This is a genomic window from Ignavibacteria bacterium (assembly GCA_016707005.1).
In the GTDB taxonomy this organism is placed as follows: domain Bacteria; phylum Bacteroidota; class Ignavibacteria; order Kapaibacteriales; family Kapaibacteriaceae; genus UBA10438.
Genome location: JADJIQ010000005.1, coordinates 996,080 through 1,020,509, shown reverse-complemented (window position 1 = coordinate 1,020,509; position 24,430 = coordinate 996,080). Strand labels below are relative to the sequence as shown.

Below are 24,430 nucleotides of genomic sequence, written 5' to 3'. Positions count from 1 at the left end.
AAGGTGTTGCAATGAAACGTCCACCGTTCTTCACACCCGGGAACGTACTTCGGTATGGCCTGTGGAGCATTGGCGGAGTTGCTCTGATCACGCTGATCTTTGTACTCGTAGTGCTCAGTGATGGCCTGCCTACGCTGGAGCAACTCGAAAACCCCCGTCAAGATCTTGCCACACAAGTTTATAGTTCAGATGGGATCTTGTTGGAGCACTTCGCTACAACACGGCGCACCTACATACCGTTCGACTCCATACCCAAGGGTTTCGTCAACGCCCTTATTGCTACGGAAGACCGCGCCTTCTACGATCATTGGGGTGTTCATTCAATGCGTATCCTCAAGGCCGCAGTGAAGAACGTCTTTGCCCTGAGAGCGAAGGAAGGGGCTTCAACGATCACACAACAGCTGGCCCGCAATCTCTACTTCACGCAAGAACAGACACTTGCCCGAAAGGTACGCGAGGCGTGGACGGCATTGCAGGTAGAACGTACCTACACAAAGAACGAGATCCTCGAGATGTATGCTAACACCGTGTATTACGGCAGAGGGGCATATGGGATCCGCGTTGCATCGCAGGTCTATTTCAACAAGGAGCCGATGCGTTTGTCTGTTGGTGAGTGCGCCTACCTCGTTGGATTGTTCAAGGCACCCGAAAAGTATAACAGCGATGACTCGCTCGGCATCTCCAGACGGAACCTCATTCTCCAGATGATGCTCGATGAGGGATTCATCAATGAAGGTCAATGGGCAAAAGCGTCTTCTGAGCCCCTTGTGAAACCATCTCCTACCTCTGTCTTCCGTGGTATTGCTCCGCATTTTGCTGAAATGATCAGGCAACTTCTCGGGAGAGAAGGTTCGTGGGCCGATAAGCTCAAGGGTCATGATCTCTACCGTGATGGATTGGTGATCCACACCACGTTGGACTCGCGCGTGCAGCGTTATGCAAACGATGCCATGGCAGAACATCTCGGCACATATCAAAAGACATTCGACGCATCGTGGTCATGGAAGTCGAAAGGGGCTCTCCTGAACTCCCTTCTCGATCGTGCGATCGCGAAACGCAGCGACTACATCGCAGCAAAGGGCAACGCACGAAAGCGGATCGCCGACAGGTACAAACGGACGCGTGGGTTTGTCGACAGTGTTAAGAGAGAGATGACGGTGATCCAAGCAGGCCTGGTAGTGATCGATCCTCGAACGGGTGCGATCCTTGCACTCGTTGGAGCATCGCCGCTGAGCATGAAACTCAACCCTGCTGCTCGCTATTCACTCAACCACGTCACACAGATCAGACGTCAGCCCGGATCGTCATTCAAACCCTTTGTCTACGCTAGTGCACTCGAACAGGGACTCACGCCGGAGACAACCGTTGAGAGCGGACCGTTCACGACCACGCTGAGTGACGGAACCGTATGGGCACCTCGAGGTTCGAGCAAGGAGGGAGGACCGGTCTCGCTGCGCACTGCACTGAAGTTCTCCACGAATAGTGTTGCTGCGCGGTTGATCACGGAGCACACCACACCGGGCAACGTTGTGAGCCTGTGCCAAAGACTCGGCATTTCATCTCCGCTGCAAGCGGTACCATCCATCGCGCTAGGGTCGGTTGAAGTATCCCCACTGGAACTCACATCGGCCTATGCTGCTTTTGTTAACGACGGTGTCCACGTGCCCCCTGCCTTCATCACCAAGATCGAAGACCGTATGGGCAATGTTCTCTATGAGGCAAGACTTCCGAACTCTGTGAATGATGCGCTCAGTCCGAACGTTGCGTCCAACATGATCTCGCTGATGCGCGGCGTAGTGGATGGCGGCACGGCATCGAGCATCCGCCGGTTCTACAAGGGTGACGCTGCAGGGAAGACCGGGACGACGAACGACTTTGCGGATGCATGGTTCGTAGGAGTAACGCCACAGTTAGCGTGCGGTGTGTGGATCGGATTCGATGACAGACGCGTACAGTTCACCGGTGATTACGGTCAGGGCGGACGTGCCGCCGCACCAGTTTGGGGAAGACTTATGCAAAAGGTCTACAACGACCCAACAGTGCCATGGAGACGATCTTCTTTCGCCGTTGCGCGAGACTCCACGGACACCGTTGGCGTAGAGGTAATGATCAATCCGCCATCAGATGAGATCGACGATCATCCACAAGACACAACACAATGAGCAACGAACAACCATCGTGGACCTTTGCCGACGGATCAGAGATCCACATTGGCACGATGTACTGCATCGGACGAAACTATGCAGCGCATGCACGAGAGATGGGTGCAACGGTTCCTGAGGACCCGATCGTATTTCTCAAGCCCCCTGCTGCATATCGTCGAGACGGATCGGTGATCGAACTCCCTTCGTGGTCTGCAGACGTTCATCACGAGGTTGAACTCGTTGTGGTCATCGGCTCGAGAGCGGAAAACATCGCTGTCTCGGATGCGTGGTCAATTGTAGCCGGTGTTGGTGTTGGTCTGGATCTCACCGCACGCGATGTACAAGCCTCCGCAAAGAAGAACGGTCATCCATGGGCCGTTGCCAAGTCATGGAAGGGCTCGGCTCCTGTAAGCAAGATCGTGCCCGTTGTTGCATCAGGACGCGGTCCGTGGGAACTGTCCTGCGAAGTGAACGGCACCGTCCGTCAGCACAGCACCACGGCCCATATGGAGCGCAGTGTTGAGCAGATGATCTCCTACCTCTCGTCGGTCTTCACTCTCGAACGTGGGGACTGCATCTTCACCGGTACACCGGAGGGTGTAGGCCCTATTCGCTCGGGTGATGTTGTTCACGCCTCTCTCTCCCCTCTTGTGAATCTCTCTGTGAGCATCGCATGAACCGACACGTACTACTTGTTGTTGCACTTGGCATTGCGATGTTCGTTGTTGGATGTGGCAGTTACACAAGAGTGGAACGAGACATCTATACGATCACCAATGCTGATACAGTCGTTACAGAACGTGTACAGAATCAGCCCGGCGACAGAGACAATGGGATCGTCTACCCCTCCACGCGGTCGATCACCATGGCACGTACGGTGAATCAGCACGACAGTGTTGTAGAACGACTCTATCCGTCATTCATCCGACTCGGTCTGTTTGAAGGGATAGGTCTCATCGGTTCGAAGATCGATACGGCCAAGAGTACGAATACTGGTCTGTTCGGTGTGTACTACGACATCGACCGATTGTTCTTTAACCAGCCAGATACATCCACATCTTCTCTCTTCAGCGGATACATCTATCGTATCGGCATTGGTGAATGGAAGCTGAACTGGTTCGACAATGACCCCGGATGGTCATGGGGCGTTACCATGGCAGAGTTCATACGTCCGGATGCCGACAACTCCCATGCGTTGTTGGGAGCCGGCGTGCTCACGATCAACAAGCGAATCTACTTCCGCAGCCTCATTCCGTACGTAACGGTACGACCCTCGATATCTCTTTCGATGGTTCCGTCGCAATACGTGAATGCGAGTGTTTCGGCAGAGGTAGGCAGTATCGGCGGCTTGAATCTGCGTGCCTATGCCGGATATGCATTTGGTGCGAACCTCTTCGTTCAGCCAGTGAACTACGTCAGCTTCCCCTATTTCGGCATCGGCGCATCTGTTGTGGACTTCCTGAACCGAGAAGAAGAACTCAACGTGGAATGGAAGTATCACGAGCACTCTGCATGGGAGATCGGTGTTATCGATTTTGTGCTTGCCGGGAGTAGTGCCGATCTATCTGCGTTTGCCGCTGACCAGCAGGGCGACAAGGTTCCGGTGATCAAGGGTGGAACAGCCAGAATAGCGTTTGCTTCCATCGCGTTGCCGATCCTAGACTACCGTTTGTCACTGGGAACTGCACTTGCGAACGCGGTGGTTCTCGGTGCCTATGAATATGGACTCAGCATGTTCCCGATTAGAGTGACCTACCATTGGAATCCATTCGGCAGCACATTCGTTGCTGAGCCGTTCTTCGAATACAACTTCGCCCCTTCCACCTTTGCACACATGGGCGTACGATTTGCAGTGCCTGTTGGTGAACAGACGTCGATTCAGGTGGTAGCGGGATGGGCTAGTGGTAACACCGGGGCCGGGATCAAAATTGGCGACGAAGAGATCGGTCGACGTATCGATGATAAAGCTTACTCAACATCCGCGGATTTCAGCGCCTTCTACATTGGCATCGGTGCAAGTCTTTTCGATCGACTCTTTGGAAGAGGCGACCTTCGGTACGGCAAGGGATACCCTCATGAGTAGGATCTTCATGATCATACTTCTTGGAGCCATGCTTTCATCGTGCTCGTATTGGGAGTTCACAATGAAGGAGTATTCCGGATGGCCAGTACAGACGAGGATACTTGCTGACAGACACGGCGTTGAGCGATCAGCCGAGAATGCTGTTGGAATACGCAGTGATGCGAAGATCGCCATGCGTTGTCCGCGTCTCACGGACGGCATCTTTTCTACCGAGGTAAAGCTACATGCCGGCTCCACGCTTCGTCTTCAAACCCGTACTACGCCCTACGACGACTCAACGGCACAGAAGAAGGGGCTTATCATCGATATCAGCGACGGACAGACCACGGTGATCCACAATGGGACCACAACACGCACAGAAACGCCCCTTCCACAGAAGGCTCCGTTTGTTGTAGAGGTCAAGAACGATGGGCGATGGACCGTTGTTACCGTTGCCTGTGTAGAGGTGGGTAGATTCGAAACAACCGTACGATCCACCGAGTGGATCATCGCCTCACTTCCGACAGGGGGCTCTGCATTGATCGCCGACCCTACCTTTGCACCACTGTATACCACAAACTGAACATCACATCATGTCTGATCGCATCACGATCGTTGGCGGCGGCCTCGTAGGAACTCTTCTCGGCGTCATGCTTGCAAAGCGCGGAGCAACGGTTCGAATCTTCGAACGAAGGCCTGATATGCGCAGTGCGAATATCGGCGCGGGACGTTCAATCAATCTTGCGATGTCCGATCGTGGACTGCGCGCACTTGAGGTTGCAGGCATCGCCGATGACATCCGGGCCATCGCCATTCCCATGAGCGGGCGCGTGATGCATGATCTCGCAGGAAATCAAACCTATCAGCCATACGGACTCGAAGGACAGGCGATCAACAGCGTCTCTCGCGGTGAGCTGAACAAGACCTTGCTTACGGTTGCGGAACGTCATGGCGTTGAGATCGTTTTCGATGCACGTTGCACAGACGTAGACCTCAACACGGCCTCGGCAAGCTTTGCACTTCCGTCAGGAGAAACCATTACGGCGGATGCCGACGTGTTGTTCGGTGCCGATGGTGCGTACAGTGCTGTTCGTGGACGCATGCAGTTCACGGATCGATTCGACTATTCGCAGACGTACCTTAAACACGGCTACAAGGAATTGCACATTCCGCCGGGAGAAGGAGGCGCCTTCAAGCTCGAAAAACATGCCCTGCACATCTGGCCGCGACACAGCTTCATGATGATCGCACTGCCGAATCTCGATGGCAGTTTCACACTCACGCTGTTCTTTGCACATGAGGGTCCAACTACGTCATTCGAGCAGCTGCGTACGCGGGAGGCCGTTGAAGCGTTCTTCAACGAACAGTTCCCAGACGCCGTGCCGTTGATGCCAACACTGATCGATGACTTCTTTACGAATCCTGAGTCTTCACTCATGATGGTGCGCTGTGAACCATGGGTGATGAATGATCGTATCGCCTTGATCGGCGATGCCGCCCATGCCATCGTGCCATTCTATGGTCAAGGCATGAATTGCGGTTTCGAAGATTGTCGCATCCTGATGGAATGCCTCGATCATGCGAACAATGATTGGGCTAGTGCTCTCCAGACGTATCAAACTCTGCGCAAGCCGGCCGGTGATGCTATTCTTGATCTGGCGCTCGACAACTTCATTGAAATGCGCGACAAGGTTGCCGATCCGCGCTTTCTGTGGCGCAAGAAGATCGAAGCGTGGCTATTCGCCGAATACCCAGGCAAGTTCATCCCGCTCTACACGATGGTCACCTTCTCCAGCGACATACCGTACAATGAAGCCAAGCGCATCGGAGCAGAGCAGGATGTGTTGATGGAATCCTTGATGAACATTCCATCGGTGATCGAAGATTGGACGTCAGATGCTGCGAAGGCCGCTATTAGAGCCGTGATGGATGCACGTCCAGATATTACGATCGCGTCCGGCTCGCCTTCTTAATGGCGGACCACAACCGAAACCACCTCTGTGCCCAACGGAGAAACGAGCTGCACGGAATACGTTCCCTGTTCCCACGATGAAACGGGGAAGGTCAGTGATAGGGGGCGAGACTGACCAAGCGTAGTCACGGTTTCGGAATACGATGCCAGTGTTCTCCCAAGGATATCCGTGATGGTGATCCTGTAGGTTCCCTGTGCGTGTAAAGTGGTTGAAACGTTGACGACGTCATTGGCCGGATTTGGCCATACAGTTAGCGGTGTAAACGTTAAGAGTCGGATCATCCGACCTTCTGCAAAACACACAGGATCAACAGCAAGAGATCCATCATCGATGGTAACGATCGGCATTTGTTCGGAACGGATCCATTCCACATCCACCACATCAAGAGTTGACCGCTCCTCGCCGGTAAGTAATACAGTACCGACCACGTATGTCAGGATCGATGTGTTCGCAGGGATAGTGATAGAGTCTATCTCAACATCGATCGTGCGCGTGTTGTTGAGCATATCGATGATGTCACCTACGATCCGCCCTCTGCTCACACCCGTTGGTGCGAACATGCGAGAGTTGAGTGTAATGCTCACACGAAGGAGTGTGTTCGGGAGTTCAACTGTGTCTGGTTGAAGAGTGGCATAGACAGGGATCGACATATTCGCTGCACCGATCTTCGCAACGGTATCAGGCATAAAGATCCTGATCCGCACAGGATTAACCTGCGCATGAAGGTCCACAGTGCGCGTCAAGGCGCACGGCTTCGCTACATCAACCGTAATGGATCCGAAATACTCACGCGGTTCTCCCGCATAGAAGACGATCTCAACATCCAGTGTTCCAAAAGGGGCGATGGAGACGGGAAAGATCGACGGATCTGCCACAGTAAATCCAACGGCATTCGACACACCTGTTACAACGATCGTATCATCATCCAAACTGCGGATGGTTAACATTCTGCTGTAGGAGCGCTTGAAGTCGACACTACCGAAATCGAGAATTGGTGGCACGTCAACCAACGTCGGATCGAGCCTCACAACCATACCGCCCACGGTCTGCCTGCATCCGCCACTGTCGGTGACCGTTACACTGTAGATCCCCGGATCTCCAACTCGGATGGTTGGTTCTGTTCTGCCGTTACTCCAACGATACAGCATAAAGCCAGGCATTGCTGTCAACGTCACACTGTCACCCGGACAGATATCACCACCGCCCGAAGCAGTGAAGGTCTTCCGCGATGCAAACTTCCACGCAAACCCTTCAACTACTCGTCCATCCGTTCCTGCCGTTGCACCCCACGGACTATTGCGAACGCTGTCGGCCGTCTCCGGCGAGATATGGATCCCTGGTTTGCCACCACTGACGATGGCGTTCAACAATGGAAGTGGCTTTGTGACGATCACTGCACCACCACCACCTCCTCCTCCGGGTCCATTGGGCTGATATCGAGCACCTACGTATCCGCCGTTACCGCCTTGGACATCTACCGTGATCTGATTCGAACCTTCCGCAACATCGAGTAAAACCGTTCCGCCTGCGCCACCACCACCTGCACCATCTCCCGGTTGCATAAAGGTTGGATCTTCCCATGCTGCCGTATCCACTACCGTGTTTCCACGCGCCAGAATTCTGCCACCGTAGGATCTGATCGAGTACGCCTTGATGATAACGATGCCGCCACCAGATGCACCGGCAGTTCCTTGAATGTTGTTCTGGTGTCCGCCACCGCCACCGCCACCAAGGAAGACACGTTGCTTCAGAAGAAGGGAGTCCACTGCTTGTCCTGGATAGCCCCCTTGATCCTTGAACTGTGGGCAGAACGTATTTGCATCTCCGCCGTGACCGCCGTTGCCGGCATTACTTCCGCCGGCACCGCCGGCATTACCACCGTTGCCGCCACCGCCACCGTTGGCGTATGGTCCGCGGCTAGCCAATGCCTGACTCGATGCGATCGTTGCGATGCCGTCACCCTTCTCTCCACCACCACCAAAGATGTAGTAGGAGCCCCATTCATTTGGAGTGCACACATCAACCGGGAAGGACGGGAAACCTCCGCGGAACCCCAGACCAGAAACATCTATGTCGTGGAAGAGAGTGAGTTCGCCGTACGTGCGTAGCACCACGACGCCACCAACAGTGCCGTTCCAACTTTTCGCAGTGATCGGTCCGGAAGTGCTAGCATCCCCATATGAAGGTACACTTACAAGCTGTATACTGCCCGTAGGATCGTAGGGGTGAACCCATGAAGATGTAAACGTAATGCGGTCATTTGTGATAGCGCCGACGACAAGGAACTCCACACACCCGGCACCATTCATGTCTGTGATCGTACCATAGGTGGAATCATCTGTTTCGATGATACGGGCCCCCTTCATCTGGATCATGATCACTTCATCGCCAACGCTGAACTGAGTTGCCTGGCGCATCCTTACCGTACTATCACACGGGAATATCTCGGCAACTGCCTCGTGTCTATTGATCTCACCCGAGATCCGGGCCGGTGGCAAGAGAATAGTATCCTGTGCGCCAACCGAAATGGCAGCGCAAAAGAGGATCCCGACGATATGGTACCAGCCCCGAACCATGGTCGAACATATTACGGCTCCAACTTTCATGCCAATCTTCACAAGTTTTCCCCATCTTTATACCCAATGAAACCCCTGTTTCCCCCAGCACTGAAGAAAAGCGGCACGATCGGCATTGTTTCGCCGGCCTCGCCGCAACGCGATAAGTCCAGACTAGACAAGGGGATACGCTATCTTGAAAGTCTTGGCTATAACGTCAAGCTCGGGAAGTATTCCACATCTCGATTTGGCGGATACCTCGCCGGCACGGATGAAGAACGGCTTTCGGACCTTCAAACGATGTTCTCTGATCCACAGATCGACGCGATCTTTTGTTCAAGGGGCGGGTATGGATCCGCACGATTGTTAGCGGGCCTCGATACCACACTCATCAAAAAGAATCCAAAGATCCTTGTTGGATTCAGCGACATCACATCTCTTCAATTGGCTCTTTGGAAGAAGTGTGGTCTTGTCACGTTCAGTGGTGCAATGCCGAGTGTTGACATGGCAGAAACATTCGATCCAACATCCGAAGAGCAATTTTGGCGAGTGCTTACATCACGCAAGCCCCTTGGCACACTCAAACAGCCGTGGTCTATGAATGCGGTTCAACATGGTGATGCTGAAGGCAGACTCCTCGGCGGCAATCTCAGCGTAGTGTGTTCGATCATTGGCACGCCGTACATGCCGTCACTCGGCGGATCGATCCTTGCACTTGAAGACGTAGGCGAAGAATCTTATCGCATCGATCGTTTGCTTACACAACTTGTGTATGCTACACATCGAGCACGTCCCGCCGGAGTGGCCTATGGGTTCTGGTCTCAAGAATCACGCCCACGCGGTTCTACACCACATCGAGATGTGATGGAGATCCTCGCAGAACGAATAGACATTACGCGTGGACCTATCCTGACCGATCTCATGTATGGTCACGAACCAACGAAACTCACGTTGCCATTTGGCGTACTCACGCGCCTGTCTTCGCGGACGAAACGTATGTCGCTCCTCGAGTCCGCAGTTCAATAACCGGAGTTCAGCATGTTCATCGGCCACTTTGCAGTTGCGTTTGCAGCGAAACGATTGTCGCCAACCACGTCACTCGGCACGCTCTTCGCTGCGTCTCAACTCGTTGACCTGCTCTGGCCACTTCTTCTCTTGCTTGGAGTGGAGCATGTTCGCGTGGTACCGGGTATCACAACTGTGACACCTCTCGACTTCTATGACTACCCGATCACCCACTCCCTTGTCGGCTCCGTGGTGTGGTCAGTACTTTTTGCCGGACTTGTTTTCTGGCGCGGAAGAAACACGCATGCAGCCATCGTTGTTGGATGTGTAACGATGAGCCATTGGATCTTGGATCTCATCATGCACCGACCTGATCTGCCCCTTCTCGGCTCATCATCAACAAAGGTTGGATTCGGAGTTTGGAATAGCTATCCATTGACCTTGATGATCGAGATGGGGCTCTTTGTTGCGGGTGTGGTTGTCTACATGAGAGCAACAGCATCAGACGACAAGATCGGAAGATGGGGACTGTTCGCACTGATCACCTTCTTGGTAACGATCTACGCTGCCAATGTATTTGGTCCGCCGCCACCAAGTGAACAGATGATCGCGATTGCAGGGAATGCAACGTGGATCATCGTGTTATGGGGCTGGTGGATCGATCGCCATCGTCACAGCCTCTAGGAGATCATTGAGACGTTCAAGCGGACGCCCACATTCACCGGATACTTCAGCCAGGTACGCTGCGTTCTGCCATAGTGATCCATACACGGTCACGGTGTGATGTGCAGTTGGATCCAACGTCGCAATGAGTTCAGCAAGACCTACTGCGCCGGCACGACGAATGGAGTGAGCAACATCGTCTCCTTCTTCTGCATACGTCAAGACAGCAGCACCTAATCGTGCTACGCCGTCGATCGACGCTCTTCGCAAGGCAGAACGAACACTTTCATGATCTTCGGCATCTGCTCGCACATATGCTGCTACGGGACGAATGAGCAAGGTGTAGGGGCCTCTGCCATCTAACATCCGTGCAACTGCCTTACATGCCTGCCTGCCGAGCCAGAATCCGCCGCCTGCATCATCGATGCGCGGACCCCAGCCGCCGCAGCGATGGAGGCGACTTTCAGCGTCCCGTAGAAGTGCTATGGATCCTGTTCCAGCTATAACAACCATACCCGGACGTGAACCATATGCCCCATACACTACGAGTTCGGCATCGCTCATCACAGCAAGATCCGGCACATCCGGGCCAACATACATTTCCCACGAGTCGCGCAAGGCGCGCTGGTATCGGTGGATCTCCGATGCGGACCAAACACCAGCCATACCAACGATGGCACCGTTAAGGCGCGACGTGATATCGGAATCCGGTGTGACCGAGGTACTTGCCAGAAATGAGCCTACCATCCGACACAGTTCGTCAGTGTGAAGATCTGCTGGCGAGGGCTTAACGCTTGGAAGACTAGTGCGTGCAACACAGACGCCATCAATGGCAAGACCCACATCGGTTGTGGATCCACCTCCGTCGATGATCACTGTACGCATAGTTGAGGCGTGCGGTGCAGAGCGTTAGTCCGCCTTCGGTGGCTGCCACTTGCCTCTGCGCCACGATTGCAATTCGATGGTAGCAGATCCAACGTAGAGCTTCATCTTGGCCTTGATCGGGACGCGCGCTTCATCATCACTGAACCAACCTTCGAAGCGTCCGGAAAGCCCATAGATGCCAGTCCAATTGGCATCACCGCTGAAGAACACCGTCTTGACCGGATACGAAGAGGCGTCGATATTGATCGCTTCCTTCGTACCGTTGAAGTTGATGACAGTATTCACCGTGTCATCCATGATCACCGTGGGTAGTCGAAGACTCTTCTTCACATTTAGAAGTGAACGTGCTGCAAAGAGGAGGGAGCTGCCGTCGTTATATCTCTTCTTGATATCGAACGTCTTTGAGCCGATCTTCTGCTTATCTCTGAATTTGTCGGCGAAGATCTTCTTCTTGTCATAGTCGAAGATGTATTGGTCAAACTCCCATTTATTCTCTTCCACCATCGTGTTCGCTGTGAACTTGTTGGAATATGACGAAGTGGAGTCCATCCACGATTCATAAACGGCGTGCAGAGAGACAAAAGGGATGTTCGGGTGCGAGTCGATGTAGACCTTCACCTTCACAGCCTTCTTGCCGTTGTAGGTTGTGAACGGTTCTACAATTGTCTTGATCGTTCCAAGAGTGATGTTGAGATACGATACTCGGTACGTGAGCTCTTCACCTGGATAGACATAACTGGCATCCTGAGCTGCAGCGGATGTGAATCCAACAATGATCAGTGAAAGGACACAACACGCGCGAATGACAGCTGACAACATGGGGATTCCTGTTTTAAATCGATTATTTCAGACGGGCGATCTTCTTGGCTTCGGGGAACAATTCCATGGCCTTCTTTGCCTGCTTGTCCATCGTAAGCATCACCGCCGTATAGCCGTTGTTATTGAACACGGCTCTGCCAACAAGTGCTTTGACAACCAAGTGAAGATATTCTTCATCCTGCTTGTACTCATCGTCCTTCCATTCAAGTTCCTTCGCCTTTGCAAACGATCTCATTACATCCATATCTGCATCGGTTACGGTGAACTCGCGCAGATACTTCTTGAGATCGTTTCCATAGGTGGCGCGGATCTCTTTGCCACGGTTCTTCATCACTTGGTCTGCTGTTTCCCAGAAAACGTTCTTTGCACGAAGCTTGCGAGCAAGGAATCCAACCGTGTCTTGCTTGACGATGTAGTCCGGCGTTACACCACCGCCACCATAGACGGTGCGTCCACCGATCGTCTTAAAGCTTGGGCGCTTCTTTGTAGAATCATCTGCATTGTGCTCGATGTTGTCGCCTTCGTCTCCTTCTTCTCTGCCCTCGCCCTTGTAGTACTTTGCCTTGTCATCATACGGGCGTTGGATCAAACGTCCGGATGGCGTGTAGTACCGAGAGATCGTTAGGCGGAACGCAGAGCCGTCTCCCAACGGGTACTGACGTTGGACAAGCCCCTTCCCAAACGAGGTCTCACCTACAACAAGACCACGGTCGAGATCCTGAACGGCACCGGAAACGATCTCACTCGCTGATGCTGAACCACCATTGATCATCACAACAAGCGGAAGGTTCTCCAATGAACCACCGCCGGTTGACCAGAAGTCTTCATCAAATTCCGGACGACGGCCCTTGGTGTAGACGAGTTTCTGTCCGGCCGGCACGATCTCGTCAGCGATCTTGAACGCTTGATCGAGGAAGCCACCCGGATTGTACCGAAGGTCGAGCAACAGTCTCTTCATGCCCTGACCGCGTAGTGACTCAGTTGCACTCATCAACTCATCATACGTTGTAGCACTGAAACGGTTGATCGTTACGTAACCGATGTCCGTGCCTTCGATCATGAAGTGGGCATCGACCGAGTTGATCGGGATCTTATCGCGGATCACATCAAACACCAGGAGATCTTTCTCTCCGGCACGACGGATGTGAAGTTTTACTACAGTGCCCTTCGGACCGCGAAGTTTCTTCGGCACCATCTCACGTGTAAGCTTGATGGACGTGGTGTCATTGATACGAACGATCTTGTCACCGGCTTGAATGCCGAGAGCTTCGCTTGGCCCGCCCGTGATGGGAGAGACAACCGTTATGGTGTCATTGACGATATCGAACTCAACGCCGATCCCGTCGAATGAGCCACGGAAGTCTTCCTCTACCTTCTGCATTTCCTTTGCAGAGATGTATACGGAGTGTGGATCCAGCTCATCAAGCATGCCCTTGATGGCAGCTTCCGTGAGTTTTTGTGTATCCACGTCCTCCACATAGTTCTTCACGGCCATTGAGAGCACGTCCGAGAACTTGCGTGTTTGGTCCATTACGGTATCGCCGGAGAACGCGGGTTGGACGTAGAAGCCCAAGCCGATTCCAATAACAACAGCCGTTACAGTGAGGAGAGCGATACGAATTGATCTGTTCTTCATGGGGATATGAGCCATAGTGGCGCAAAACTACGAAAGCTGGGTTCGGAAGGAGACGGCTAGATGCCTTGGCAAGTGTTGTCAGCGGATAACGCAGACCGTATTCGCAACGCCATTGGGGGTGATCACGTGGCACCCATAGGCTCCGGGAGGTACCCCCGCCACGTCAAGAAGAACGGCTTCTGTGGCTGCCCCGTGCCATGTCCGCTGCAGGACGGTCATGCCGGATATGTCCACCAGCCTGACCTCAACAGTCTCTGCCGGTTGGCTCAGCACAAGCGTGATCCACTCATTGGCCGGCTGCGGAACAACCGTAACGCCGCCTATTAGGGTGGTTGTGGTGGCATCTACAGGCACATTACACCGGCTGATACCGGCATATTCAAGTCCCTTCCCACGTCCAACAACAACGATCTTCCGCACCAAACAGCCCTGATAGATCTCTATGGTGTCGGACAGAACTGCTGTGGTATCGGCTGCAAGGGGCTCAAAACACACGATCAAGCGTGCTCCGCCTCCCAAGGGATCTATCCGGATGCTGAACTGCTGTTGAGGAGTTGAAAAGAACAGGTTCTCTTGCACATAGACAGTCGGGAGGGATATACTCTGCACGCCTTGATTGACCAAGTCTATGGTGTCGCACGTTAGCGTACCGATCGCTTGGAGCCCCATATCGAACGTGGTCACAGGCGAGAGATCTCCGTTGATGGACATCATAAAACCAGGGATGGTATCGATGAAGCGCGTTATGTTATCAGCCGAGTCAATGGCCTCAAATCCATAAATAGCGTCCAGGTACGGATCAAGCACATCGATTCGATAGGTCCGAACTAAGGTCGAGGAATCTTGAAGCTCTACGATACAGTTGACCAGAACACTATCGAGGATACGAGCTTCTCGAAGTCCAAGATCAGCACCCACCTCATCATCGATCCGAACATCAACACGTGTAGAGCAGACGTCCGCTTCCCCTTGCACTTTCGGACCTTCCTTGTCAAACTTCTCTTCGATCTGTGCGGCAAGGACCGGACGTAGCAAACACGTGTCTCCAACGAGCAACGTATCGATCACAACCTGCTCCATCGTGCCGGTTCTGCAGAATCGCACCGTGATGCGCTGACCCGGCTGAAGTGTGAAGGGGGCTTGTGGAGACGTAACGGTTGTTGTGCCAGAGAATCGCAGGGCACTGACCGTATGAGCATAGAGTCCGTAGTTCTCGATCTCAAACGAGTCACAACGTTCACGATCGATCGGAATCACATAGGCACGTTGTAACGGTTGCGCAGCATTGCGGCTGCCAACCGGTGCTACGGTGAATCCGGGGAGCACGATATCGAAGCGGGATGTTTGATCAACGGCATCGGTGGCTTCAACACTGAGCGATCCGTCGAGGTAGATGTCTCGCAAGGCAGCACTGAACGGCACTACGGCTTGCGGAGGTGTAAAGGCCGGCACTGTGAACGTTGCATTAACCTCGGTGCCCGGAACCACGCCCACGCGTGTGATGCGAGTATCAGCAAGCAAGGAATCTGTGAACTCCCCTTCGAATCCATTACATGTGTTTTCACCAACAAGGGCGGGTGGATTCACATCGAGCGGACGGAACGACATTCCACCGATGTATCCATACGAATTGGCCACACCATAACCGTAGACATAAATACCGAACGTGGTATCCGATCTCACCTCGTGTGTTCCATCGGTCAACGGGATCTGCGCCCATGAGAAGGACGTAGTGCCGATCTGCTGGAATCTTCCTTGTGGAACGGAGACACCATCGATCAAAAGCGAGGGAATGCCCGTTGTTGGAATCACAACGTTCATCCACTGTTCCTTGTAGATCGAATCATCGACTACGATGATCCCATTCCCGTCAACAGTATAGGTGTATGACTGAATGTTGATGAATCTGTACGATTTCATGAACTGTTCAGCAGGGGGCACCAGCATCATGAACGGATCTCCGCTTCGAGTACTTCCGCCACCGCCAACGCTGGAGGTTTTCTTGTACTGTGCTGCAAGGGCCGGACGCGAGGTGCGAACTTCACGGGCTGTGACGAGACTGTCTTCGAAGACCATCCCGGCATCAAGGATCGTTCGCTCCTGGCCATCAACGATCACCGCCGTGGAATCGAACGCGGCAACAACGCGGAACAGATCGTAGCCTGCCGCTACTTCGTCAGATGATCGTGCCAGGGGCGTGAGGAATGCGCTTTTACCCCATGTGCGGATAGGATTCATCTGTTCAACAAGACAGTCTCGAGAGCCAAGGGTACCAATGAACGAGAGTGGAAGAACCGTTCGTTGATGTCCGGCAAAGACCGCTACGGGAAGGGATGCACGAACCAATGTTCCTGTGAGATCTGCCTTGCCCCCTATCCGCATGTCTGCTTGAACGAGGTATGATTCTCCCTGCTGGAGAATAACTCGCTGACGGATCATGTTTGGATTCTTCACCGTAGGCACCGATGGGGTGATGTCCACGATGGTGCTATCAGCGGTTGCTACAACGGCGAACTGAGACGGGGTTGAATTTGGGTCAAGCGATTGTTGCTGTATTCCGCTGTATCGTATGTCCGACGTATAGGCGAGGACAACGTAGTCTTCAGCAACGGCATCAGTTGGCAGAATGAGGAAGGCATCGCTCGTTAACGTTGCTTGGTTGAGCGCATAGACTGTTACGTCATCGTCCGCCACTACATGGAAACTCTTGGGAGAAACGGATTCGTTGTCAGAAGAGAAGAAGTCGAACCCCACCCCATTGTCAGATACACCACGTAGCTCAACATCTCGATAATACACGCTCGTAGAGAAGAGTTGCCTCACGTCGTTGATTCGGAACGGTAATGTCTGCGTGGTTCCATCGGAGCGCGTCCACGAGATGGTACCCGATGTAGGCCGCTCTGCCCCGATGTAGATGTAGAGTTGATGCTCGCGTTGGAGCACAGGGTCGGCCTCGATCTCATCTTCCGAGTTATGGAAGTTCGGGAGGAAGCTGAACCAGAAGTCCCGACCCTTACTATCCGGCCATTGCTGGGCAGAGATGTTCAGTGTGCCCAGAAGCACGAACATCACGATCACGTATGGTAGCAAGGATCTCATAGGATCATCTTGCCCAGATTATTGCCATGAACATCGTGTAACGTCACACGAACATCAGTTGAATTGATCGATACGGATGCAAAGCCCCCTCCGGTGAGAAGAGCCTTGGTGTGTTGACCCTTAATTGTAGGTCGACTGCCGCCACCACCGCCCGAGACAAGACAGCCGAAGTGATCATCCGGGTGCTTGATCGCCTGTAGGTCATGGTCGTGACCGCAGCAGTATAGCGCAACGCTGTGTTTGTCGAGGATCGGCTTCACATTCTTCACAAGGAAATCCGTGTCTCCGTAGTGGCCATAACTCCGCATTGGATGATGCCCGGCTACGATATGTCGTTTGGCCTTCGATTCAGACAACGTCCGTTCAAGCCATTCAAGCTGAACATTCCAACCGTCCTTCTTTTGAAGGAGCGGCGTGGTATCAAGAGCGGTAAGGGAGACTTTCGTTACACCGTCGATGTCAAATTCTTTGCTCCAGGTTCTACCCGGCATATTCCATTGCGGATTGCGCTTACCATAGGCCACTTGGGCATCGGGGTCACCCCTATGGTCGTGGTTTCCAAGGATAGACCACCAAGGAAGATCCAGACCCTTGTAGATCTTCTCATACTTGGTTACCCATTGCGGGTCCATGGCGGAAGTAACACCACTAGGGTAGATGTTATCTCCGGTGCTCAAGACAAACTTAGGCCAGCCCGATACCGTTGGCTTGGCTAACGCGTTATGCATTCCCTGAGCCACCTTTTTCTGAAGGCTGCCTCCGGTCCCCCAATCTCCTATCACAAGAAAATCGAGATTGGGGTCCGGAACCAGTGCTGAAAGCCCTTTCAAGGGGCGAAGCACTAGTCCGGCAGCAAGGGTGGTGATAAAGTGTCGGCGGATCATCGTTCGCCAAAGTACGATATTCGCGACGTGCAGAAACTCACCTACGAACAACTCACCGAGGTCCGGCTAACCCCCGAGGAGGCCTCCGCGGCCACAAAACACCCGATCGTAGCGGTCTTGCTCGATGTTCGCAGCCTTTACAACGTTGGATCGATCTTCCGCACAGCCGATGCCTTTGGCATAGAGCGCCTTCTCCTGTGTGGTTTTACTCCGGCCCCTCCTCGATCAGAGATCTCAAAAACCGCTCTTGGCGCAGATTCAGTGGTTCCGTTCATTGTCTATAAAAACGTTCATGAGGCGATCGATCAGCTCAAAAGCACCGGCTACAGGGTTTATGCTGCTGAGATCGCTCACGGATCGCTCAAGCCGGAAGATCTGGGACCTGAGCACTTTCCACTGGCGCTGGTCTTTGGCAATGAGCTTACCGGTGTCCCCGACGAAGTGTTGGCGGCCTGCCATGGGGCCGTCGAGATACCGATGTACGGTACCAAACACTCTCTTAATGTTGCAGTTGCCGCAGGAGTACTGCTTTCCTCCGCCGTTCACCGTTATCGAGAAACCCAGTCATGAATATTGCCATCCCTACCCTTGCACTCGCCGAACCGATCCTCACCAATGTCCGCGAGGTCTGCGCCCAGCTCGGCTGGGAGGTCCGCACCGGATCTCTTGATGAATGCGGAAAGATGCTTCTGGCCAACAGTGTAGATATGGCACTGACCAGTCCACTCGGTTATGGACGTGGTGTAGGCAAGGTGGACTACCGCCTCATCCCCGGCCCGTGTGTTGCCCTCGAAGACTACACCAACGCCTATGGGATCTGGTTTCCGGATGGGGGTAAGGGGCTTGCTACATACTCATCGTCAGAGCCGGGATCATTCCCAGCGCTCGCCGGACGTATGGTGATGGCTGAGAAGTTCGACGTGGTGCTCTCTGAAGCCCCTTCGAAAAGTATCGGCGACTGTGTGATCGATGCTGTTGGCAACACTCAGCCCCCTGCCATGGATCTGGGAGAGGAGTGGTTCGACCTCGTGGAGTCGCCGTTACCCATCGCAGTATGGGTGGTCCGCGTCGATGCCGAAGCGTTGGACGTAGATCGGACCGTAACCGAGTTTGCCGATCAACGTTTGTTGGAACGTCATGTAAGTGAGGTTGTGCCATCTACATCGGATCGTATGCCACGCGAGGGCAAGGTTCTCTTCCGTTGGTCGTCCGAGGTCGAAGAAGGCCTTGAAGCATCTCTCCACACGATGTTCTATCATCAGATGCTTCCGGAGATTCCTGCGATCAAGCTCTACGGCAAGGACTAAACTGCTGGCTGGTATCTTTGTACTCATCCATTTGGAGCACAACAATGCAACTGTACGTAGACAGCGCAAATCTTAAAGAGATCCAGCACGCCGCATCCCTCGGCTTCATCAGCGGAGTAACGACGAATCCGTCGCTCCTAGCGAAAGAAGATCCGAACACGAACATGCGTGAACTGCTGCTCGACATTCACAAGAGTGTTGGCGGACACACCAGCGTTGAGGTCATCAGCACCGATACTGACGGCATGCTCCGTGAGGCAGACGAGATCCTTTCGTGGTTCCCTGAAGCAACGATCAAGATCCCGTTCATCCCTGCCGGACTTGCCGCTGTTCGCAAGCTTGCCGATCAGGACATCCCAACGAATGTGACCTTGCTCTTCACTGCCAATCAGGCGCTGATCGCAGCCAATGCCGGCGCAACGTATGTGAGTCTCTTCCTGGGTCGGTTGGACGACATCGGAACAGACTCCATGCAGGCTGTCCACGACACCTGCGAGATCTGGGAAACGCAGGGATTTGAATCGCTTATCATCGCAGCTTCGATCAGAACACCGATCCATATGCTCGAATGCGCCAAGGCCGGTGCTCACATCGCAACCGTTCCATACAAGGTGCTCATGCAATCGATGAAACACCCGCTCACCGATGCCGGTCTCGAGGCGTTTCTCAAGGACGCAAAAAAGGTCACGATGTGATGGTGGGAGACTTGATGGCCTCGTTAGGTCGAGGTGTGGCCTCAGTAGGTCGAGGCATGGCCTCGACCCTACTGGTGTTGATGATATCCGTGGTGGTGGTTGGTGCGGGTGATGATAAGGCGATCGGAAAGACCGCGTTGGAGTTCGTTCTGCCGGACCAATTTGAACAAGAATGGGCTTGGGAAAAACACTGGAAGGGAAAACATACAGTGATGGTCCTAAGCGACAGAAGTGGGAGTGACTACACGAACAATTGGACGAAGCCGCTGTATGAACGATTCAAGGATCGCGTGCAGTTTGTTGCCATCGCCGATGTCTCCTCTGTTCCCGGCTTTATCAAGGGGCTTGTGCGAGACAAGTTCAAGGAGGCATTCACGAACAGCATTCTCATGGACTGGGAGGGTGATGTTTGCGAGTATTACATGATGCAGTCCGGACTCCCCAATGTCCTCTATCTCGACGCCAAGGGAATTGTCCGTCTTCACACGTGGGGCAAGGGTTCTAAGGACCATCTCGACGCTTTTGCTACAAACGTAGAACGATCGCTCTCTCGCCCTTAAAACCCAAAGACCCCCATGCCCGCTATCGTCGATAAAGCCGCCAAACGTTCCGATATCGTCCGTCACGCAGCCGATGTCTTTGCCCGCACGGGATATCACGAAACAAAGATGCAGGACATCGCCACTGAGGCAGATATCGGCAAGGGTACCATCTACGAATACTTCCGTGCAAAGGAACAGCTCTTCCTTGCGGTGTACGATCTGTGGATGAGTGATTATGAAAGCCTGATCCTCCAGCGCGTTGAAGCATCTCCGGATGCTATGAGCAAGGTGGACGCTATACGCGACAGTGCGGTTGAATTCTACGCATCACGTGCCGAGCAAGCACCACTCTTACTGGAGTTTTGGGCTCATGCACTCCGCACTGACAATCCTGCGTTCCTGGAACGCATAACACGCACACGGACCTTTTTGCGCGACCTTGGCATCAAGCTTACACGCGAGCTCGTGGACGCAGGCTGGTTCACAGACGTGGATGCACGTGCATTCGCAGATCTCGAAGCCGGCATAAGCGACGGTATCTTCCTTGCGTGGGTTCTCGAAGGCCGGTCCTTCCCGCTCGACAAAGCCTTTACGTTCCGCCAGAGCGTGATCGGCCTTGGTCTTCTTGCACCGGATGCACGCGCCTTGCTAACGGAGAAGCTGGGAAGCAAGCTCAAGCGAGGACTCTAGCTAATGTGCTAGTGTGCTAATGTGCTAATGTAACTGAGTACCTTTCCTAGTGTGCTAGACGAGAAGGAGGTAGGCGAGGAGGGCGAGGCTGCTGTAGCGTAGGGTTGCCTTGATCTCACTTCGGATGTGAGAGCGCTCGTATGCATCGATAGCCCATGCAAGGATGAGCGTGCTCACCATGATAGAGACCATCATCACGAGGCCACCGGCGAGACCAAATGAGCGGAAGGACGTACGACCAATACCGTCCCACCATGGTGTGCCGAAAAGCAGAACAAGATGGATCACGTAGATATAGAGTGATCGTGTTCCAAAGAGCACGTACCAATTGCGGAGCCTATACGTGTGTTGCAGCACAACAACACTTCCGCTGAAGATCATCATGACGATCCCGAGTCTGCGCACGACAAGCAGTACACTTTCCGATGACTCAAGAATGTTCTCTGCCACACCATTGGCAAGCAACACATGATGGAGAATGAGTGCCAACGTAGCGATCACCGCACCTACACGTATACCAACACGCTTTAGCTGATCGTCTCGATGTTCCTTGGGAACACTGTGCAAGTAGGCCCCCAAAACAACACCGAAGAAAAGGTAGGAGCCGAACGGGAAGAATGGAAACAACGAGCCTTGTGCAGCACTGATGTATGGAGCCAGCCAGCTCGGCACATTGCTTTCAATGAGCGGGAGTTTCATTAACGGTGTTGCCGCTAGAATGCCAAGTGCGGTGAAGAGCCCCCTCTTTCCCATTTCGGCAATGGAACGTGTACTGCCCATCGTTAGAACAAATACAAGCAACGTCACGCCCGTGAGCTGAAGGATATTCACAGCAAGGAAGGCTTTCCAACTTGAGGCCGTAAGAAACGGCAGATCCCATATGCGATTGGCAGGGAAGAACATCAGATAGCCGAGACCCATGATCGTGATCGCCCATCGGATGCGTTTCCCCATCACATCCTCGCGAACACGACCATGAGCGTCGCGCTTTGTTGCAAATACATGCACGGCACCAGACACCATAAGAAACACTGGTGCGGTGAGTCCACGTATCCAATGCCAAATATTCCAAGGGGCTTGTGTTATGTCGATCACAGCCGGCGAGACAAGTGTGTCAAGGACGTGCCCTTGCATCATGAAGAGCATTGCAAGGAATCTCGCCAGGTCTAGTGCATAGAGTCTGCCGTCCGGCACAACTGTATGTGTCGACTTCGACCGACGCCCATCCCTCGTTGCCGCATCACGCTGAAGCGGCTGAGTGAGAGCACCACGATATGTGAGAGACATTCCTAACACACTGCAAAACTCAGGAACACTTCTCTCAGTACCCAATGAATCGTTTTTCACGCATTTGTCAGGAAACAAGGAACGCCGTGCGCCAAACGTATGTTTGTTCCATGCCGTTGTTCATTCCGTAGGAGCATTGTGAAGGTCATCGTTGTTGGAAGTGGTTTTGGTGGGCTTACAGCTGCTATCCGTCTGCAAGCCAAAGGGTTTGAGGTGGAGATCGTTGAGAAGCTCGACAAACCCGGCGGACGGGCCTATGTGTACGAGCAGGAGGGCTTTGTCTTTGATGGAGGCCCAACGATCATTACAGCACCATGGCTGATCCACGACCTGTTTACGCTTTGTGGCAAGCGCACAGAGGACTACGTAAACCTTGTGCCGATCGACCCGTTCTGCAACGTCAGATTCCAAGACGGCACGATCTTCCGCTACAACGGTAAGCGCGAGGAAGTGCTTGAGCAGATAAAGAGATTCGAGCCGCGCGACGTGGCCGGGTATCAGCGGTTCTACGATAAAACTGAGGCCATCTTCAAGACGGGATTCGATCTCATCGATCAACCGTTCACACACTTCACGGATATGCTCAAGGTTCTGCCGGATCTCATCCGACTCCGCTCGGACCGCAGCGTGGCAGGATTCGTCAACCGATACATCAGAGACCCTCGACTTCGTCAGGTGTTCTCGTTCCACCCCCTCCTTGTGGGTGGAAATCCATTCCAGACCACAAGTATCTATGCACTCATCCACAAACTCGAGCAGGAATGGGGCGTGTGGTTTGCAATGGGTGGCACGGGCGCTCTCGTGAAAGCAATGGTGAAGCTCTTCATGGATATTGGTGGGACCATCCGATACCGATCAGAGGTTGCTCAGATCCTTCTCACTCAGAACGGATCCGAGAGACCTCGAGCCCAAGGTGTTCAATTGGCAAATGGTGAAACACTCACGGCCGACGTGGTAGTATGCAACGGTGATGTTGCACGATCCTACCTTACACTCATTCCTGAACAGTATCGGAAGCACAACACCGACAAACGGATCACGTCGATGCGATACTCGATGTCACTTTTTGTGATCTACTTCGGTACCAACAAACAGTATCCGAACATGGCGCATCACGAGATCCTAATGGGTCCACGCTATAAGGATCTTGTAGAAGACATCTTTACAAAGAAAATTCTCTCCGATGATTTCTCTCTCTACCTGCATCGGCCAACGGCTACTGATCCCTCACTCGCTCCTCCCGGTTGTGATTCATGGTATGTACTCTCACCCGTTCCACATCTGGAATCGGGCACGGATTGGACAACGATGAAGAAGATCTATCGCGACCGCATCATGAATGAGCTTGAGAAGCGGTACATGCCGGATCTGCAGAAGCATATCGTAACTGAGCATATCATTGATCCAGTACACTTCCGCGATACACTGAATTCTCATCTTGGAAGTGCATTCTCCGTTGAGCCGATCCTCACGCAAAGCGCTTGGTGGCGTCCGCACAACAAGAGTGAGGATATCGAATCGCTCTATTTTGTCGGAGCCGGAACTCACCCTGGTGCAGGCCTTCCCGGCGTAATGAGCAGCGGGACCATCGCTTCGCGGATGATCGCCCACGATGCGGTTGCGTCAGCTCAGTAACGGATCACATCATATCGAATGCGAACGCCGGCAGCGAGCGAAGCCACACCTCGATTGCTTAGAACATGAAGTGAGATCTCGGGTCCTATCGTGAATCTCTCGGCGACAGTAAACTCGTATCCAATCCATGAATTGATCCCATATTCTACATCAGTGCTGTTCACGCGTGGTGATTCGTCCAAGCGCCAGCGTGATTGTAACACATAGCCCCCTATCCCAACACCAAAATCGAAATCGCCCGGATTCATCGAGAGGACCAGGTGTACTGGCACTGCTGTCAATAGCACATCTACCGTTGGAATGCTTGGGTTGCCCGGTATTGATAGCTGCTCGTTGGAGAATGTAATGTAGCCGGATTGCAGGCCAACCCCCAAGAGATGATTCGGTCGCCAGATAACCTTACCTAGAAACGCCGATCCAGTGAATCGCTTATCCAAGCTCTGAATAGTGGGAAGTTCTTCATACTGCGTGGCTTGAATGGATGCCGTGACAACAAGTTCCACTGCGAAGACACTGTCGGACTGTGCACTCATGGATACCGAACAGAGC

Annotated in this window: 21 protein-coding genes; 13 read left to right on the top strand and 8 right to left on the bottom strand. The window is 53.3% G+C overall.

The window, feature by feature from the left end; all coding sequences use genetic code 11:
* Nucleotides 1–11: 11 nt before the first annotated feature.
* Genes IPI29_12660 through IPI29_12640 form a run of 5 tightly spaced genes read left to right on the top strand, consistent with a single transcriptional unit; the run spans nucleotide 12 to nucleotide 6,179 of the window.
* Nucleotides 12–2,162: a PBP1A family penicillin-binding protein gene (locus IPI29_12660; GenBank protein ID MBK7413396.1), complete on the top strand. Its 2,151-nt coding sequence runs from the start codon at nucleotides 12–14 to the stop codon at nucleotides 2,160–2,162.
* Nucleotides 2,159–2,821 carry a fumarylacetoacetate hydrolase family protein gene (locus IPI29_12655; protein ID MBK7413395.1) on the top strand — a complete coding sequence of 221 codons (663 nt, stop codon included), beginning with the start codon at nucleotides 2,159–2,161 and terminating at the stop codon, nucleotides 2,819–2,821. Before IPI29_12660 ends, IPI29_12655 begins: the two co-directional genes overlap by 4 nt.
* Nucleotides 2,818–4,227, top strand: coding sequence for a hypothetical protein (locus tag IPI29_12650; protein ID MBK7413394.1), 1,410 nt, complete (start codon nucleotides 2,818–2,820; stop codon nucleotides 4,225–4,227). The genes IPI29_12655 and IPI29_12650 overlap by 4 nt, the downstream gene beginning before the upstream one ends.
* A 7-nt stretch (nucleotides 4,228–4,234) precedes the next feature.
* Nucleotides 4,235–4,789 (top strand): hypothetical protein, encoded by a 555-nt coding sequence (locus IPI29_12645; GenBank protein ID MBK7413393.1) that lies wholly within the window; start codon nucleotides 4,235–4,237, stop codon nucleotides 4,787–4,789.
* Between the two features lie 10 nt (nucleotides 4,790–4,799).
* A complete protein-coding gene (locus IPI29_12640) occupies nucleotides 4,800–6,179 on the top strand; it encodes an FAD-dependent monooxygenase (GenBank protein MBK7413392.1) in 1,380 nt (459 codons plus the stop codon).
* Here IPI29_12640 and IPI29_12635 read toward each other — a convergent pair.
* A complete protein-coding gene (locus tag IPI29_12635) occupies nucleotides 6,176–8,755 on the bottom strand; it encodes a T9SS type A sorting domain-containing protein (protein ID MBK7413391.1) in 2,580 nt (859 codons plus the stop codon). The genes IPI29_12640 and IPI29_12635 overlap by 4 nt on opposite strands.
* A gap of 66 nt (nucleotides 8,756–8,821) precedes the next feature.
* Between IPI29_12635 and IPI29_12630 the strand changes: the two genes are divergently transcribed.
* Both IPI29_12630 and IPI29_12625 read left to right on the top strand, forming a co-directional pair.
* A complete protein-coding gene (locus IPI29_12630) occupies nucleotides 8,822–9,760 on the top strand; it encodes an LD-carboxypeptidase (GenBank protein MBK7413390.1) in 939 nt (312 codons plus the stop codon).
* Between the two features lie 12 nt (nucleotides 9,761–9,772).
* Complete coding sequence (locus IPI29_12625) at nucleotides 9,773–10,423, top strand: hypothetical protein (protein ID MBK7413389.1); 651 nt, start codon at nucleotides 9,773–9,775, stop codon at nucleotides 10,421–10,423.
* Here IPI29_12625 and IPI29_12620 read toward each other — a convergent pair.
* The 5 genes from IPI29_12620 to IPI29_12600 form a co-directional block, all read right to left on the bottom strand.
* On the bottom strand, nucleotides 10,382–11,287 hold the full coding sequence (locus IPI29_12620) for a hypothetical protein (protein MBK7413388.1): 906 nt from the start codon (nucleotides 11,285–11,287) through the stop codon (nucleotides 10,382–10,384). The genes IPI29_12625 and IPI29_12620 overlap by 42 nt on opposite strands.
* 24 nt (nucleotides 11,288–11,311) lie before the next feature.
* The gene (locus tag IPI29_12615) at nucleotides 11,312–12,106 is read right to left on the bottom strand and encodes a DUF3108 domain-containing protein (protein ID MBK7413387.1); all 795 of its coding nucleotides are present in this window, start codon (nucleotides 12,104–12,106) and stop codon (nucleotides 11,312–11,314) included.
* Nucleotides 12,107–12,128: 22 nt separating this feature from the next.
* A complete protein-coding gene (locus IPI29_12610; GenBank protein MBK7413386.1) occupies nucleotides 12,129–13,742 on the bottom strand; it encodes a S41 family peptidase in 1,614 nt (537 codons plus the stop codon).
* Nucleotides 13,743–13,820: 78 nt separating this feature from the next.
* The gene (locus IPI29_12605) at nucleotides 13,821–16,841 is read right to left on the bottom strand and encodes an IgGFc-binding protein (protein ID MBK7413385.1); all 3,021 of its coding nucleotides are present in this window, start codon (nucleotides 16,839–16,841) and stop codon (nucleotides 13,821–13,823) included.
* Complete coding sequence (locus IPI29_12600; protein MBK7413384.1) at nucleotides 16,838–17,725, bottom strand: metallophosphoesterase; 888 nt, start codon at nucleotides 17,723–17,725, stop codon at nucleotides 16,838–16,840. Before IPI29_12600 ends, IPI29_12605 begins: the two co-directional genes overlap by 4 nt.
* A 27-nt stretch (nucleotides 17,726–17,752) precedes the next feature.
* Here IPI29_12600 and IPI29_12595 point away from each other — a divergent pair, with 27 nt between their 5' ends.
* Genes IPI29_12595 through IPI29_12575 form a run of 5 tightly spaced genes read left to right on the top strand, consistent with a single transcriptional unit; the run spans nucleotide 17,753 to nucleotide 20,959 of the window.
* Nucleotides 17,753–18,295: a TrmH family RNA methyltransferase gene (locus tag IPI29_12595; GenBank protein MBK7413383.1), complete on the top strand. Its 543-nt coding sequence runs from the start codon at nucleotides 17,753–17,755 to the stop codon at nucleotides 18,293–18,295.
* Entirely contained in the window at nucleotides 18,292–19,032 is a 741-nt protein-coding gene (locus IPI29_12590; GenBank protein MBK7413382.1) for a hypothetical protein, read from the top strand. Before IPI29_12595 ends, IPI29_12590 begins: the two co-directional genes overlap by 4 nt.
* A 44-nt stretch (nucleotides 19,033–19,076) precedes the next feature.
* Entirely contained in the window at nucleotides 19,077–19,727 is a 651-nt protein-coding gene (locus tag IPI29_12585; protein ID MBK7413381.1) for a fructose-6-phosphate aldolase, read from the top strand.
* Between the two features lie 56 nt (nucleotides 19,728–19,783).
* The gene (locus tag IPI29_12580) at nucleotides 19,784–20,287 is read left to right on the top strand and encodes a hypothetical protein (GenBank protein ID MBK7413380.1); all 504 of its coding nucleotides are present in this window, start codon (nucleotides 19,784–19,786) and stop codon (nucleotides 20,285–20,287) included.
* Between the two features lie 15 nt (nucleotides 20,288–20,302).
* Nucleotides 20,303–20,959: a TetR/AcrR family transcriptional regulator gene (locus IPI29_12575; GenBank protein ID MBK7413379.1), complete on the top strand. Its 657-nt coding sequence runs from the start codon at nucleotides 20,303–20,305 to the stop codon at nucleotides 20,957–20,959.
* Between the two features lie 54 nt (nucleotides 20,960–21,013).
* Here IPI29_12575 and IPI29_12570 read toward each other — a convergent pair whose 3' ends face one another.
* Entirely contained in the window at nucleotides 21,014–22,306 is a 1,293-nt protein-coding gene (locus IPI29_12570; GenBank protein ID MBK7413378.1) for an acyltransferase, read from the bottom strand.
* A gap of 78 nt (nucleotides 22,307–22,384) precedes the next feature.
* On the opposite strand from IPI29_12570, the gene IPI29_12565 reads away from it, so the two are divergent.
* Complete coding sequence (locus tag IPI29_12565) at nucleotides 22,385–23,881, top strand: phytoene desaturase (GenBank protein ID MBK7413377.1); 1,497 nt, start codon at nucleotides 22,385–22,387, stop codon at nucleotides 23,879–23,881.
* On the opposite strand, the gene IPI29_12560 is transcribed toward IPI29_12565, so the two are convergent.
* Nucleotides 23,875–24,414 carry a hypothetical protein gene (locus IPI29_12560; protein ID MBK7413376.1) on the bottom strand — a complete coding sequence of 180 codons (540 nt, stop codon included), beginning with the start codon at nucleotides 24,412–24,414 and terminating at the stop codon, nucleotides 23,875–23,877. The two genes, IPI29_12565 and IPI29_12560, sit on opposite strands and share 7 nt — an antisense overlap.
* Between the last annotated feature and the right edge of the window lie 16 nt (nucleotides 24,415–24,430).

Coding starts and splice junctions, on each gene's coding strand:
- IPI29_12660 (MBK7413396.1), top strand. CDS start 12: ATGAAACGTCCACCGTTCTTCACACCCGGGAACGTACTTCGGTATGGC.
- IPI29_12655 (MBK7413395.1), top strand. CDS start 2,159: ATGAGCAACGAACAACCATCGTGGACCTTTGCCGACGGATCAGAGATC.
- IPI29_12650 (MBK7413394.1), top strand. CDS start 2,818: ATGAACCGACACGTACTACTTGTTGTTGCACTTGGCATTGCGATGTTC.
- IPI29_12645 (MBK7413393.1), top strand. CDS start 4,235: ATGATCATACTTCTTGGAGCCATGCTTTCATCGTGCTCGTATTGGGAG.
- IPI29_12640 (MBK7413392.1), top strand. CDS start 4,800: ATGTCTGATCGCATCACGATCGTTGGCGGCGGCCTCGTAGGAACTCTT.
- IPI29_12635 (MBK7413391.1), bottom strand. CDS start 8,755: ATGGTTCGGGGCTGGTACCATATCGTCGGGATCCTCTTTTGCGCTGCC.
- IPI29_12630 (MBK7413390.1), top strand. CDS start 8,822: ATGAAACCCCTGTTTCCCCCAGCACTGAAGAAAAGCGGCACGATCGGC.
- IPI29_12625 (MBK7413389.1), top strand. CDS start 9,773: ATGTTCATCGGCCACTTTGCAGTTGCGTTTGCAGCGAAACGATTGTCG.
- IPI29_12620 (MBK7413388.1), bottom strand. CDS start 11,287: ATGCGTACAGTGATCATCGACGGAGGTGGATCCACAACCGATGTGGGT.
- IPI29_12615 (MBK7413387.1), bottom strand. CDS start 12,106: ATGTTGTCAGCTGTCATTCGCGCGTGTTGTGTCCTTTCACTGATCATT.
- IPI29_12610 (MBK7413386.1), bottom strand. CDS start 13,742: ATGAAGAACAGATCAATTCGTATCGCTCTCCTCACTGTAACGGCTGTT.
- IPI29_12605 (MBK7413385.1), bottom strand. CDS start 16,841: ATGAGATCCTTGCTACCATACGTGATCGTGATGTTCGTGCTTCTGGGC.
- IPI29_12600 (MBK7413384.1), bottom strand. CDS start 17,725: ATGATCCGCCGACACTTTATCACCACCCTTGCTGCCGGACTAGTGCTT.
- IPI29_12590 (MBK7413382.1), top strand. CDS start 18,292: ATGAATATTGCCATCCCTACCCTTGCACTCGCCGAACCGATCCTCACC.
- IPI29_12585 (MBK7413381.1), top strand. CDS start 19,077: ATGCAACTGTACGTAGACAGCGCAAATCTTAAAGAGATCCAGCACGCC.
- IPI29_12580 (MBK7413380.1), top strand. CDS start 19,784: ATGGCCTCGACCCTACTGGTGTTGATGATATCCGTGGTGGTGGTTGGT.
- IPI29_12575 (MBK7413379.1), top strand. CDS start 20,303: ATGCCCGCTATCGTCGATAAAGCCGCCAAACGTTCCGATATCGTCCGT.
- IPI29_12560 (MBK7413376.1), bottom strand. CDS start 24,414: ATGAGTGCACAGTCCGACAGTGTCTTCGCAGTGGAACTTGTTGTCACG.